The organism is Pseudomonas fluorescens Q2-87, assembly GCF_000281895.1.
GTDB lineage: Bacteria > Pseudomonadota > Gammaproteobacteria > Pseudomonadales > Pseudomonadaceae > Aquipseudomonas > Aquipseudomonas fluorescens_S.
Map to the genome: position 1 here is coordinate 2,892,799 of NZ_CM001558.1, position 12,936 is coordinate 2,905,734.

A 12,936-nucleotide genomic window follows, 5' to 3' on the forward strand; every position below is an offset into this window, starting at 1 on the left:
ATATCAATACAGGCGCCTTTTGGTTGCGCCTAGCCCTCGTTCTTTCCAGCCCAGGCTCGCCGATCAACGCAAGGTGTAGCCGCTATCCACCACCCAGTCCTGGCCATACACCCCGCGAGCGCCCTGGCTCAACTGGAAGAGAATGACATCTGCCACGGCGCCGGGCTCCAGGAACTGTCCGCCCAACAAACGTTGGTTGACGCTGTTGGCGACCGAGCCCAGCGCCTCTTCATCGAGGCCCAGGGTGCCCCAGATCGGTGTGGCGGTGGGGCCCGGTGAAACCATGTTCAGGCGAACGCCGTGGGGCGCCATTTCGACGGCCAGGGTGCGCATCTGTGCGCGCAATGCGGCTTTCGATGCAATGTACGCCGCCAACCCTGGAAAAGTGACCTGCTCCAGGAACGTGCCGATGAAGACCACGGCCGCCTCGGCCGCCAGATGCTCGCGCAGGCTGCCCAAAGTGTTCAGGGCACCCGCGCCGTTGACTGCCCATTGACGGTCGAACGCCGTCAGATCCAGGCCGTCGGCCAGTTCGGCAATGCCGGCATTGGGCACCAGGCAATCCACTGGGCCAACGGAACCGGCCAGTTGGGCCAGCCTGGCGAGATCCGCCGGCTGGGTGACGTCTCCATGCAACCAGGTCAGCGTGTCTGCGAATCGCTCGATCCATTCGCCTAGGCCACCGATTTGCCGGGACATGGCGATCACCCTCGATCCTCGTTCCAACAGACGTTGGGTGACGGCCAGACCGATACCCGAACTGGCACCGGTGACGACGCTGAGGCTGGGGTTGAATGCATTGTTCATGTGGCTTTCTTCCTAGGTTCGCCAAAAGCGGCAGGTAGCCTGATCAGAAACTGTGCCAGTAAATAATGCCTTTAAAATCAAGTAATTGAGTTTATTTTGGTCGTTTTGACTCGCTCAGCGTGTGGTCTTAAATACCTGACTGTTGGTCGTTATGACATGGCCGTCAAGCCTTGACCCATCGTTGGCGACTCCAGCCACTCAATGCGTCCACGGCGAATACCAGGAGCAGCATGGCCAGGATCACGGTGCTGCCTTGGGCTTCCTGGAACAGGCTGAGGCTGACGTAGAGCATTTGCCCCAAGCCGCCAGCGCCAACGAAACCGAGCACGCTGGCCATGCGGATGTTGTTTTCCCAGCGGTACAGGATATAGGCCAGCAGCTGCGGCATCAGGTTGGGCAGTGTGCCGTAACAGAACGCCAACACCGCATTGCCGCCTTGCAAGCGGATGGCGTCGGCCGGTTCCGAAGGGGTGTTTTCCAGCGCCTCGGCGAACAGCCGGCCGAGTACGCCGGTGGTGTGCAGGGCCAGTGCCAGCGTGCCGGCATTGGGACCGAGGCCAGCGGCAAGGACCATCAACGCGGCCCACACCAGTTCTGGAACCGCACGCAGCGCGTTGAGCACCAGGCGTGACGCGCTTTGCAGCGGCCAGCCGAAGCGTCCGGCCGCCGGCAGCGCCAATATCAGGCCCGCTACCGCCGCGAGCAGCGTGCCAAGGGCGGACATGGCGAGGGTTTCCAGGGCGCCGTGGCCGATCGCCTCCAGGTGATTCAGGCTCAGGTCCGGGCTGAGAAAACGCTGCGCGTAAGCGCCCATCCGACCCAGATTGCCGCTGTCGCCGAGCTCGCCCAGGTCGATGCCCAGATAGAGGAACGAGGCGACGACCGCGACGCCGATGCACAGGCCGATGACGGCGTTGAACAGGCGATTCATGCCAGCCTCCAGCGCAGCAGACGGCTGAGTTGGTCGGCGAAGAGCACCAGTGCCAGGAACGTCAACAGCAAGCTGGCCACCTCACCGCCGGCAAACATTCGCAGCGACAGGTCCATCTGCTGGCCCAGTCCGCCGGCCCCGACGAAGCCCATCACCACCGAGGCGCGGATAGCGCATTCCCAGCGATAGACGGTATACGACACCAGCTCCGCCGCGACATTGGGCAGGATCCCATAGCAGAAGGCGGCGAGCCGACCGCTGCCCGACTGCAGCAGTGCATGCGCCGGACGTTGATCGACCGACTCGTAGATCTCCGCGTAGACCTTGCCCAACATGCCGCTGTAGGTGATGGCGATGGCCAGTACGCCAGCCGTCGGACCGAGACCGACGGCGCGCACGAAAAGCAGGGCCCAGACGATTTCCGGGATGCTGCGCAGGAAGATCAGCAGGCCGCGTACCGGCCAGCGCAGCAACCGACTTAAATATCCCGGACGACCGGCATGGGCCGCCGCCGACAGTGACAACGCCCGGCTCGCCACCAGGCTGGCGGGCACGGCCAACAACAGCGCCAGGGTCATGCCGGCCGTAGCGATTGCCAGTGTCTGTAAAGTGGCTTGGCCCAGCAGTTCAAGGAATTCGGCATCGTGGGCCGGAGGCCAGAATGCGGACACGAACCGACCCATTTCACGCTGGCTGTCGCTCGCCATCAGCACGCTTAGGTTCAATTCGCTGAAGTGAATGCCCGGCCACAGCAGGACAAGCGCCAACAGGCCGAGCAACAGGCGGGGGCGGGCGGCAGGGTCTCGGGTATCGCGTTTCAGCATCGCGGGATCTGCACGCTCAAAGTGGAGGCAGGCGGCGGCGCCGATTGCAGCTGCTCATTGGCGTAAAGCGCATCGAGCTGTTGACGGTCAACATCTTCGGCGGGCAAGTCGAACAGGATCTGCCCGTCACGCAGGCCTATGATTCGCGAAAAATGCTCAAGGGCCAGTTCCACCGCATGCAGGCTGGCGACCAAGGTCACGTTGTTTTCGCGGGCATGGCGGCACAGCACCGACAACGCGTGTCCGGCCAGCACCGGGTCCATGGCCGAGACCGGCTCATCGGCCAGCAGCACCTCGGGCGCCTGGTAGAGCACGCGTGCAATGCCCACACGTTGCAATTGTCCGCCGGACAATTGTTGGCATTGGGCGAACACCTTGTCGCCCAGGTCCAGCCTGGACAACGCCGCACGTGCGCCCGGGACGTCAAGCGGATGCACAAGATTCAGCAGGCTTTTGCCAATGCTCCATTGCCCCAGCTTGCCGGCCAGGACTGCCGTGACCACGCGTTGACGCAGGGGCAGGGGCGGCGATTGGTGGGTCAGGCCAACGCGAGCGCGCAAACGCTGGCGCTGGCGGGCGGATAAATCCCAGGCTCGCTCACCGAGCACCTGGACTTCTCCGTGCCTTGGTCGCAGTGCCGTGGCCAGCACGTTGAGCAGGCTTGATTTACCCGCGCCTGACGGACCAATGATCGCGACCTGTTCGTTGGCGCCGATGCGCAGATTCACGCCCCGCAACGCCTGGACGCCGTTGGCGTGGGTCACGCTGACCTGGGTCAGTTGCAGGGTCATTTGAGCAGTTCGGCGGCGCGTGCGGCTTCTTCGATGCCCTTGTAGTTCTCGGGCTTGGTTTCGATGAAGCGGCTGGCGGCTTGCAGATCGAGGATTTCCTTGTCCTTCGGGTTTGCTGGGTCGAGCGCCAGGAACGCGGCCTTGATCTTGGCCGCCAGGGCTGGGTCGAGCGTGCCACGCACCGTCCAGTTGTAGTCGAAGTACGCCGGGGTGGTGGCGAAAACCTTGACCTTATCGGTATCGACCTTGCCGGCGGCGACCAGTTTTTCCCAGACGCTGGCGTTGAGTACCCCGGCATCCACCTTGCCGGCCTGGACCCAGGCGACGGTGGCGTCATGCGCGCCCGAATAGCCTACCCGGCTGAAGTAGCTTTCCGGCTTGATGCCGTCCTGGAGCATGAAATAACGCGGCATCAAGCTGCCTGATGTCGACGACACCGAGCCGAATGCAAAGGACTTGCCCTTGAGGTCGGCCAGGGATTTGACGGCGGGATCGGCGGTGATGAATTTGCTGGTGAACTGGGCGTCCTGTTCACGTTGCACCAGCGGGATGGCGTTGCCGGATTTCAGCCGCGCTTGCACGAAGGTAAAGCCGCCGAGCCAGGCCATGTCGATTCGGTCAGTGGCCAACGCCTCGACCACGGCCGGATAGTCGCTCACCGGGACGAACTCGACTTTCATGCCGGTCTGCTGTTCCAGGTAGGCGCCCAGCGGCTTGAACTTGCGCAGCAGTTCGGTGGGGGCTTCGTCGGGAATGGCGCTGACTTTCAAGGTGTCGGCGGCCTGCGTCAACAGGGTGCAAAACGACAGGGTGACGCCGACGGCCAATGCCAGGGAACGCTTGAACATGGAAGATCTCCGGTGCATTAACACAACAATAATAGGCATCCCGCACACGCGGATGACGGTGCGATGCCTTGAGAGGGTAGACGAAGGGGAGCGATATTAACCGTTTCTGGCCCGGCAGATGAATTCTGCTGAGCCGGCGGACTGCGCAATTGCCAGGACTGGGCCCCTCGATCACGCTTTGCGACCGCCCCCAGCGGAGGGGGCAGTGCGCTGACCCTTATTTTTTGTGGGAGCGAGCTTGCTCGCGAAAGCGGTGTATCTGTGCCGGTGATGTAGGCCATGCCGCCGCCTTCGCGGGCAAGCCCGCTCCCACATGGGCTTTGCGGTGGGCCCGAAATTCAGGTTCCCAACCAGTCCCTGCGGGAGCGAGCTTGCTCGCGAAAGCGGTGGATCTAATGCCGGTGATGGAGGCCATGCCGCCGCCTTCGCGGGCAAGCCCGCTCCCACATGGGCTTTGCGGTGGGCCCGAAATTCAGGTTCCCGACCAGCCCCCTGTGGGAGCGAGCTTGCTCGCGAAAACGGTGTATCTGTGCCGGTGATGTAGGCCATGCCGCCGCCTTCGCGGGCAAGCCCGCTCCCACATGGGCTTTGCGGTGGGTCCGAAATTCAGGTTCCCAACCAGTCCCCTGTGGGAGCGAACTTGCTCGCGAAAGCGGTGTATCTGTGCCGGTGATGTAGGCCATGCCGCCGCCTTCGCGGGCAAGCCCGCTCCCACATGGGCTTTGCGGTGGGCCCGAAATTCAGGTTCCCGACCAGCCCCCTGTGGGAGCGAGCTTGCTCGCGAAAACGGTGTATCTGTGCCGGTGATGTAGGCCATGCCACCTCCTTCGCGGGCAAGCCCGCTCCCACATGGGCTTTGCGGTGGGCCCGAAATTCAGGTTCCCAACCAGTCCCTGCGGGAGCGAGCTTGCTCGCGAAAGCGGTGGATCTAATGCCGGTGATGTAGGCCATGCCACCTCCTTCGCGGGCAAGCCCGCTCCCACATGGGCTTTGCGGTGGGCCCGAAATTCAGGTTCCCAACCAGTCCCTGCGGGAGCGAGCTTGCTCGCGAAAGCGGTGGATCTAATGCCGGTGATGGAGGCCATGCCGCCGCCTTCGCGGGCAAGCCCGCTCCCACATGGGCTTTGCGGTGGGCCCGAAATTCAGGTTCCCGACCAGCCCCCTGTGGGAGCGAGCTTGCTCGCGAAAGCGGCGTATCTGTGCCGGTGATGTTGGGTGTGTCAGAACAGTTTAGTGAACAACCAGTAAAGGCTCCCGGACAGCAGGATCGCCGCCGGTAGGGTCAGTATCCAGGCCATCAGCAGGTTGCGGATCGTGCGCATCTGCAAGCCGGCGCCATTGGCGACCATGGTCCCGGCCACGCCAGAGGAGAGCACATGGGTCGTGGACACCGGCAAGCCGAACATGTCGGCGGCGCCTATGGTCAGCATGGCCACGGTTTCCGCCGAGGCGCCCTGGGCGTAGGTCAGGTGGGTCTTGCCGATCTTTTCCCCCACCGTGACGACGATGCGCTTCCAGCCGACCATAGTGCCCAGGCCAAGGGCAATGGCCACAGCGATTTTCACCCACAGCGGAATGAACCGGGTGGAGTTGTCGATCTGCTGCTTGAACAGTTGCAGCTTGCCGTTGGTATCGGCATCGAAATTCCCGACCTTGTTCTTGTCCATCAGGCGAATGGTTTCGCTGGTCAGGTACATGTCGTTGCGCACGTTGCCCACGGCCTCGGCGGGTACCTTGGCCAATGAACCATAGCCCTTGACCTCGGTGCCGATACTGCCTGCCAGCGCAGCCAGGGCAGGCACCAGCTGTGGCGAGGCCTGCTTGCTGCTCACGTAGCTGGAAAGCACCGCACGCGGCTCCGCCGGGGACGGCAGCGGCGAATGCTTGACCAAGGCCTGCTGGGTGACTTCCGCCACAGCGGCGAATTGCAACGCCTGGTCGGCGGGCATGGTGCGGTTCAGCGCGTACGCCATCGGCAGGGTCCCGACCAGGATCAGCATGATCAGGCCCATGCCTTTCTGGCCGTCGTTGGAACCATGAGCGAACGAAACGCCGGTGCAGGTCAGGATCAACATGCCGCGGATCCACCAGGGCGGCGGCGTATTGCCTTCCGGGGCCTTGTACAGTGCGCGGTTCTTGACGAAAGCCCGCAGCGCCAGCAACAGCAACGCCGCGCAACCGAAGCCCACCAGGGGCGAGAGCAGCAGTGCGTAACCGATCTTCGTCGCCTGGGCCCAGTCCACGCCGCTGGTGCCGTCACGACCGTGCATCAGCGCATTGGCAACACCAACGCCAATGATCGAACCGATCAACGTGTGGGACGACGACGCAGGCAAACCCAGCCACCAAGTGCCCAGGTTCCACAGGATGGCGGCGATCAGCAGGGCGAAGATCATGGCGAAACCGGCAGAGGATCCGACCTGCAGAATCAGCTCCACAGGCAGCAACGCGATGATGCCGAAGGCCACCGCGCCGCTGGACAGCAGCACCCCAAGAAAGTTGAACAACCCTGACCAGGCTACCGCGACGTTGGGCGCCATGGAGTTGGTGTAGATGACTGTGGCCACCGCGTTGGCTGTATCGTGGAAGCCATTGACGAACTCAAAGCCCAGTGCGATCAGCAGCGCCACGCCCAGCAACAGGAACGGCGTCCAGGTGGTCACCACCGTGCCGAGCTCGTTCATGTCGTGCATCAGGCTGTAGGCGGTAAACAGCAGGCCGATGCCCAGGACGGCGAAGAACACCACCAGGGTTATCACGCTCGGCTTGCGGTTGAGTTGCGGTCTTGAACTGTGCGTGATTGAACTCGATGAGTCCATGACCAGGGTCTGGTTCGTCATGAGGAGGTCCGATTCAGTGGGGTCATAGGGGATAGGCCAACTCACAACGTGGCGGCGCGAATCACGCTAGTTGCAATTTGTTACACGGTAATGACGTCCACTGGGTTTACAGACGGCAACTGTCATCCAGGTGTCATCGAACCCTGTCACTCAATACCCCCGATTATCGGAAGCTTCGGCGCGGATCCGTGTGATTGTATAAACGGGGCTATTCGCTCTTTCGATATGCAGTGAGTGAAGGCACAATGCGCATCCTTTTTTGGCTCGCCTTGCCGGAGGCCGCGAAAATGATCAAAACGCCGTACTACCTCATCGACAAACAGAAGCTGCTGGCGAACATGCAGAAGATCGCCTATGTGCGTGAGCAATCGGGGGCCAAGGCCTTGCTGGCGCTCAAATGCTTCGCCACCTGGTCGGTGTTCGACCTGATGCAGCAGTACATGGACGGCACTACTTCGTCGTCGCTTTATGAACTCAAGCTGGGCCGGCAGAAGTTCGCGGGCGAGACCCACGCTTACAGCGTGGCCTGGGCCGACGATGAGATCGAGGACATGCTCGCCAACTGCGACAAGATCATCTTCAACTCCATCGGCCAGCTGCAACGCTACACCGAAGCCTCGGCCGGCAAGGTCCGTGGCCTGCGGGTCAACCCGCAAGTGAGCAGCTCCGACTACCTGCTCGCCGACCCGGCGCGTCCTTTCAGCCGCCTGGGCGAATGGGACCCGGTGAAGGTCGAGCAAGTCATCGAGCAGATTTCCGGTTTCATGTTCCACAACAACTGCGAGAACGGCGATTTCGGCTTGTTCGACCAAATGCTGGGCACTATCGAAGAACGCTTTGGTCATCTGCTGCACAAGGTCGAGTGGGTCAGCCTCGGCGGCGGCATCCACTTCACCGGCGAGGGCTATGCCCTGGACGCGTTCTGCGCACGCCTCAAGGCGTTTTCGCAAAAGTATGACGTGCAGGTCTACCTGGAACCGGGCGAAGCGGCGATCACCCAGAGTGCCTCGCTTGAAGTCACCGTCCTCGACACGCTGTACAACGGCAAGCATTTGGCCGTGGTGGACAGCTCCATCGAAGCACACATGCTCGATCTGCTGATCTATCGCCTGGACGCCAAGCTGGCGCCGAGCGAGGGCGAACACACCTACATGGTGTGCGGCAAGTCGTGCCTGGCCGGAGACATTTTCGGCGAATACCAATTCGATCGTCCGCTGTCCATCGGCGATCGGCTGTCGTTCATCGACGCAGCGGGCTACACCATGGTCAAGAAAAACTGGTTCAACGGCCTGAAAATGCCGTCCATCGTAGTGAAACAACTCGACGGCAGTGTCGAGGTGGTTCGCGAGTTTGTTTACGACGACTATCTGTCCAGCCTGTCCTGAGCTGGCAGAAGGAGAAATGAAGAAATTGAAGAAGAACGTACTTATCATTGGTGCAGGAGGTGTCGCCAAGGTGGTGGCCCACAAGTGCGCGCAGCACAACGACGAACTCGGTCGTATTGCTATCGCGTCGCGCAACATCTCCAAATGCCAGGCCATCATCGACAGCGTCAAGGCCAAGGGTAGCCTCAAGCAACCCGCCGACATCAAGGCCTTTGCACTGAACGCTCTGGATGTCGAAGCGACCAAGGCGCTGATTCGCGAAACCGAGTCGCAGATCGTCATCAACGTCGGCTCCGCTTTCCTCAACATGTCGGTGCTGCGTGCCTGCATCGATACTGGCGTCGCCTATCTGGACACCGCCATCCACGAAGAACCGGGCAAGGTCTGCGAAACGCCGCCTTGGTACGGCAATTACGAGTGGAATCATCTCCAGGAATGCCAGGAGAAGAACATCACCGCCATTCTCGGCGTGGGCTTCGACCCGGGTGTGGTCAACGCCTATGCGGCATTGGCGCAGCAACAGCATTTCGACCGCATTGATTCGATCGACATTCTCGACGTCAATGCCGGCTCCCATGGCAAATATTTCGCCACTAATTTCGACCCGGAAATCAATTTCCGTGAATTCACCGGACAGGTGTGGAGCTGGCAGGACAGCCAGTGGACCAGCAACACCATGTTCGAAGTCAAGCGCACCGACGATCTGCCGGTCGTGGGCTCGCAGAACCTGTACCTGACCGGTCACGACGAAGTGCACTCGCTGTCGAAGAATCTCGACGTGCCCAACGTGCGTTTCTGGATGAGCTTCGGCGAGCACTACATCAATGTGTTCACCGTGCTGAAGAACCTGGGCTTGCTCTCCGAGCAACCGGTCAAGACCGCTGAAGGCCTGGAAGTGGTGCCGCTGAAAGTGGTCAAGGCCGTGCTGCCTGACCCGAGCTCGCTGGCGCCGGGCTACACCGGCAAGACCTGCATCGGTGACCTGGTGAAGGGTGTCAAGGACGGCCAGCCGCGCGAGATGTTCATCTACAACGTGGCCGACCACGAGGACGCCTACGCAGAAACCGATAGCCAGGGCATTTCCTATACCGCCGGCGTACCGCCCGTGGCCGCAGCCCTGCTGGTAGCCCGTGGCGAGTGGGACGTGCAGCGCATGGTCAATGTCGAAGAGTTGCCCGCCGAGGCATTCCTCGAAGCGCTCGACGTGATGGGCCTGCCGACGCGCATCAAGGACGAAAATGGAGATCGTCCCTGGAATCAACCCGCCTGAGAAACTGACAGTCTGCGGGTAGCTTGAATAAATGCTCCGTATCGAAAGGTACGGGGCATTTTCGTTTATGGGGCACATCATCCCGTGGCGAGGGGACTTGCTCCCGCTGGGCTGCCCGGCAGCCCCCATACAAACCGCCGCATGCCCCAAGCGAAAGCAAGAACCCTAGCCCTGGACCCTCCCTCCACCTTACGATTGCGATTCAAGGCCCAGGAGACTCAATCAGTGAAACCATTCAGAATTCGAGAGCTGAAAACTACCGACGCTGAAGCGCTACTGGCCTTCGAAATCCACAACCGTGATTGGTTCGAGTCCCATATCGACCCACGCGACCCTGCCTTCTATTCCTTGGAAGGTGTTGCTGATCACATTGACGAATACCTATCCGGGTTTGCCGCAGGCGCCTGGCACCCGTTTGTGATCGAGGATTGCAACGGGCGAATCGTTGGCCGGGCGAATTTGAAAGGCATCGACCCACCGGGCCGTTCTGCGCAGGTAGGTTATCGGATCGCCCTGGACTGCTGCCGGCAAGGCCTCGCTACGATGGCCTTGGAACATCTGATCCGGCAGGCAAGGGCGCGTTGGGCCCTGACGCAACTGGTGGCTTATGCCTACGAACAGAATGTCGGCTCGATGAAGGTTCTTGGACGATGCGGGTTCGTGCCTGAGCCCCTCCTGCCCGGCGAAGACGCGGAGTGCGGCTGCCGCTTTGTCCTTGCGGTCCGGGCTGATTGACCTCCGCCTGGAATTTCGTTCTGGCGAGTCAATACTGAGTCTTCACGGCAGCCTCAATCTATTCGGCTGGCATCGTCGGATTAGAGAGGCTTTGAGGCAGCCATGGTCAGCGATCAGGCGTTTTTCTCCTTTGCTGTTCAAGTATCCCAAGTGTTCTTGAGTCGGCACTGACCCTGCCTTCAAGCGCCCGCGCATACAGGGAACTCTCACCTGCGGCCGCTGAAAACAACGTCATGCAGGAGGCGAATTTCATGGCATCCAGGGAGCCCAGCAGGTGTTCAATGGGGTTTTTCGAGTCCAGGACGGCGAGGGTGGCGCGCTCGAGTCGCGGTCCCAGGAGCGGGTGACGAAGATAGTCACGGGCCTCTTCGATGTCGCGCAGGCCGTAGAAGGTGGCATTCTCACTGGACCCCAGGCCGCGTAGCTGGGGAAATATGAACCATATCCAGTGGCTTTCCTTGCGCCCACGTTCAAGCTCTCGCAGGGCGCGTTCATAGCTCGATGCTTGAGCCTGGACAAAACGCTCCAGTGATTCAGTCATGTCAACGCTCCGATAAAGTATTTGTTTCGATGGGCGCCACACTGGTTCATTTCTGTCGTCGATACACCAGGCTTGGCGCCTCGCTCGGCACGTCGTCCAATTCGCCGAAACGATGCATGCCGAGCTTCTCCAGGACCCGGATCGACGCGGCATGCCCGGGCCTGACCAGGCCGAAGACGTCGGGTAAAGACAGCGGCCCAAAGGCCTGCGTCAGGGCAGTGCTGCCCAGCTCGGTGGCGTAGCCCTGGCCCCATGCCTCGACGGCAAAGCGGTACCCGAGATTGACCCGTTGCTCGGCCAGGTAATCATGAGCGGCGATGCCGCCGAAACCGATGAGGTGTTCCGGCGCCTCGTTGCGAGCTACCGCCCACCAGCCGTAGCCATGGTTGTCCCAGTGCTCGAGCCAATGGTTCAGGAGCGCCTGAGCCTCGGCCAGGCTGGTCATTGGGCCTGCCGGGTTGAATAGATGGGTGCGTGGGTCGCCATAAATGGCGAACAGCCGCGACACGTCAGCGGGCTGTGGTTTTCGGTAGATCAGGCGTGATGCGGGGCCTGGCATGTGGGTTTCCTTGTCGACGAGCCAGGTAAGAACCTACTCGTCAGCGCGGACCACGGCAACTGCCTGTGAAGGACAAATTTGCGCCCGGTCGAGGCCGGGCGCAGGAGCCTCCAGCGCCTACAACCAGTACCGCAAGCCGAGCATCAACGACTGTGCCTTGTATTCGGTTTGCACGTCACCTTCGGGCAGGCCCTGGATATTGCCGAAGTGCGCTTCGCGGGTCTTGAAGTAGCGATAATCCATGGACATGGACCAATGGTCGGTCAGCTCGTAGCCGATCCCGGCGCCGAGTTGGTAGGCCGAGACGGTGTCGCGGTGGGTATCGCCGAACTGGACGCCGCCGGCTTCCAGGCCACTGACTTTCAGGACGGCGTAGCCCAGGCCGCCACCGACATACGGCGTGAACCGGTTCAAGGGCGCAGGCAGGTTCAGGACGTCATACCAAAGATTGGCCATCAGCGCGGTAGCTTGCTCTTCGCCTTCACCGTCGATGCTGCCGCCGCCTTCATAGACCCGGTGATTGAACTGGGCCAGGGTATTTTTTCGGTAGCTCAGCTCCACTTCGGGACGGAGCCCGATCGGGAACCGCCAGCCGAACGCCAGTCCGGTCGCGTAGCCGGAGTGAAGCGGTTGGTTGAACTCCATCTCGACGAAATCGAGGTTGTTCTGGTTCAGGTCCTGTGCCTCGACCCAGTTCACGCCGGCCATGCCGCTGAGATAGGGCCCAAGGGTGTCGGCGAAACCGGACGCCGGGGCGATAACTCCCGTGCCGATGATGCCCATCACGAGATACCGGGTGTTCTTTTTAAGATTCATGCTCGATCCGAAGTGTGCTGTTATCGATAAATAAGCGAAGGGTGTCCAGGCGCGAGCGTCCAAGCACGCGTTCGCCCGGTCGGTTTCATACAACGTGCAGGTGCGTGCCGGTTTTTGCCTGTCCCTGGCGGGTGATGGCATTGCTCCGTTGCTCGGCCAGGGTGCGGAGGTTGTCCAGTGCGGTGGTCATCGCTGCGGTCAGCGCTTTGCGCAAGAGCCCGCGGTACAGGAAACTCAAGGGCCCGGCGATTTTTGCACTGTGGATGACATGGGTTTCATCCGGGGAAAGCCTGCGCATCTGATGGTCGAATTCCAGATCGATCCAAAGCAGTCTCGCGCTGTTGCGATAGCTTTCGTACGGGCTTACGGCCTCCAGTTTCAATGGCATGCTCAAGCCATTTTTCAGGACACATTTGCCTCGTGTGCCCGCTTGAAACGGACCGTCGAGCTCACAATGGCGCACGTCGGTGTCCCACAACGGCGCTTCTGGGAAATTGCTCCAGATCTGCCAGATTTCAGCAGGCGGCGATTTGACTATGACTTGCACTTTGACGTCGTTCACGGCGATACCTTGGTTGTGAAGGGCTGG

Annotated in this window: 13 protein-coding genes; 3 read left to right on the forward strand and 10 right to left on the reverse strand. The window is 61.2% G+C overall.

Annotated features, from left to right (window positions below; translation table 11 throughout):
- Nucleotides 1-63: 63 nt before the first annotated feature.
- The 6 genes from PFLQ2_RS14880 to PFLQ2_RS14855 form a co-directional block, all read right to left on the reverse strand.
- On the reverse strand, nucleotides 64-807 hold the full coding sequence (locus PFLQ2_RS14880; protein ID WP_003181452.1) for an SDR family NAD(P)-dependent oxidoreductase: 744 nt from the start codon (nucleotides 805-807) through the stop codon (nucleotides 64-66).
- 163 nt (nucleotides 808-970) lie between these two features.
- On the reverse strand, nucleotides 971-1,738 hold the full coding sequence (gene phnE, locus PFLQ2_RS14875; protein WP_003181454.1) for a phosphonate ABC transporter, permease protein PhnE: 768 nt from the start codon (nucleotides 1,736-1,738) through the stop codon (nucleotides 971-973).
- Nucleotides 1,735-2,562 carry a PhnE/PtxC family ABC transporter permease gene (locus PFLQ2_RS14870; RefSeq protein WP_003181455.1) on the reverse strand — a complete coding sequence of 276 codons (828 nt, stop codon included), beginning with the start codon at nucleotides 2,560-2,562 and terminating at the stop codon, nucleotides 1,735-1,737. Before PFLQ2_RS14870 ends, phnE begins: the two co-directional genes overlap by 4 nt.
- The gene (locus PFLQ2_RS14865; protein ID WP_003181457.1) at nucleotides 2,556-3,353 is read right to left on the reverse strand and encodes a phosphonate ABC transporter ATP-binding protein; all 798 of its coding nucleotides are present in this window, start codon (nucleotides 3,351-3,353) and stop codon (nucleotides 2,556-2,558) included. Before PFLQ2_RS14865 ends, PFLQ2_RS14870 begins: the two co-directional genes overlap by 7 nt.
- The gene (locus tag PFLQ2_RS14860) at nucleotides 3,350-4,201 is read right to left on the reverse strand and encodes a putative selenate ABC transporter substrate-binding protein (RefSeq protein ID WP_003181459.1); all 852 of its coding nucleotides are present in this window, start codon (nucleotides 4,199-4,201) and stop codon (nucleotides 3,350-3,352) included. Before PFLQ2_RS14860 ends, PFLQ2_RS14865 begins: the two co-directional genes overlap by 4 nt.
- A 1,220-nt stretch (nucleotides 4,202-5,421) precedes the next feature.
- On the reverse strand, nucleotides 5,422-7,041 hold the full coding sequence (locus PFLQ2_RS14855) for an inorganic phosphate transporter (RefSeq protein ID WP_003181461.1): 1,620 nt from the start codon (nucleotides 7,039-7,041) through the stop codon (nucleotides 5,422-5,424).
- A gap of 287 nt (nucleotides 7,042-7,328) precedes the next feature.
- Between PFLQ2_RS14855 and PFLQ2_RS14850 the strand changes: the two genes are divergently transcribed.
- The 3 genes from PFLQ2_RS14850 to PFLQ2_RS14840 all read left to right on the forward strand — a co-directional run bounded on the left by PFLQ2_RS14850 (nucleotide 7,329) and on the right by PFLQ2_RS14840 (nucleotide 10,431).
- Nucleotides 7,329-8,426 (forward strand): carboxynorspermidine decarboxylase, encoded by a 1,098-nt coding sequence (locus PFLQ2_RS14850; protein WP_003181463.1) that lies wholly within the window; start codon nucleotides 7,329-7,331, stop codon nucleotides 8,424-8,426.
- A 25-nt stretch (nucleotides 8,427-8,451) separates the two neighbouring features.
- The gene (locus PFLQ2_RS14845) at nucleotides 8,452-9,696 is read left to right on the forward strand and encodes a saccharopine dehydrogenase family protein (RefSeq protein WP_003181466.1); all 1,245 of its coding nucleotides are present in this window, start codon (nucleotides 8,452-8,454) and stop codon (nucleotides 9,694-9,696) included.
- Nucleotides 9,697-9,921: 225 nt separating this feature from the next.
- Complete coding sequence (locus PFLQ2_RS14840; protein ID WP_003181468.1) at nucleotides 9,922-10,431, forward strand: GNAT family N-acetyltransferase; 510 nt, start codon at nucleotides 9,922-9,924, stop codon at nucleotides 10,429-10,431.
- A 106-nt stretch (nucleotides 10,432-10,537) separates the two neighbouring features.
- On the opposite strand, the gene PFLQ2_RS14835 is transcribed toward PFLQ2_RS14840, so the two are convergent.
- The 4 genes from PFLQ2_RS14835 to PFLQ2_RS14820 form a co-directional block, all read right to left on the reverse strand.
- Nucleotides 10,538-10,972 (reverse strand): DUF1810 domain-containing protein, encoded by a 435-nt coding sequence (locus tag PFLQ2_RS14835; RefSeq protein WP_003181470.1) that lies wholly within the window; start codon nucleotides 10,970-10,972, stop codon nucleotides 10,538-10,540.
- A gap of 46 nt (nucleotides 10,973-11,018) precedes the next feature.
- On the reverse strand, nucleotides 11,019-11,531 hold the full coding sequence (locus PFLQ2_RS14830) for a GNAT family N-acetyltransferase (RefSeq protein ID WP_003181471.1): 513 nt from the start codon (nucleotides 11,529-11,531) through the stop codon (nucleotides 11,019-11,021).
- Nucleotides 11,532-11,648: 117 nt separating this feature from the next.
- Nucleotides 11,649-12,347, reverse strand: a complete 699-nt coding sequence (locus tag PFLQ2_RS14825) for an outer membrane protein (protein ID WP_003181472.1) — start codon at nucleotides 12,345-12,347, stop codon at nucleotides 11,649-11,651.
- Between the two features lie 85 nt (nucleotides 12,348-12,432).
- On the reverse strand, nucleotides 12,433-12,909 hold the full coding sequence (locus PFLQ2_RS14820) for an SRPBCC family protein (protein ID WP_003181474.1): 477 nt from the start codon (nucleotides 12,907-12,909) through the stop codon (nucleotides 12,433-12,435).
- Nucleotides 12,910-12,936: the final 27 nt, after the last annotated feature.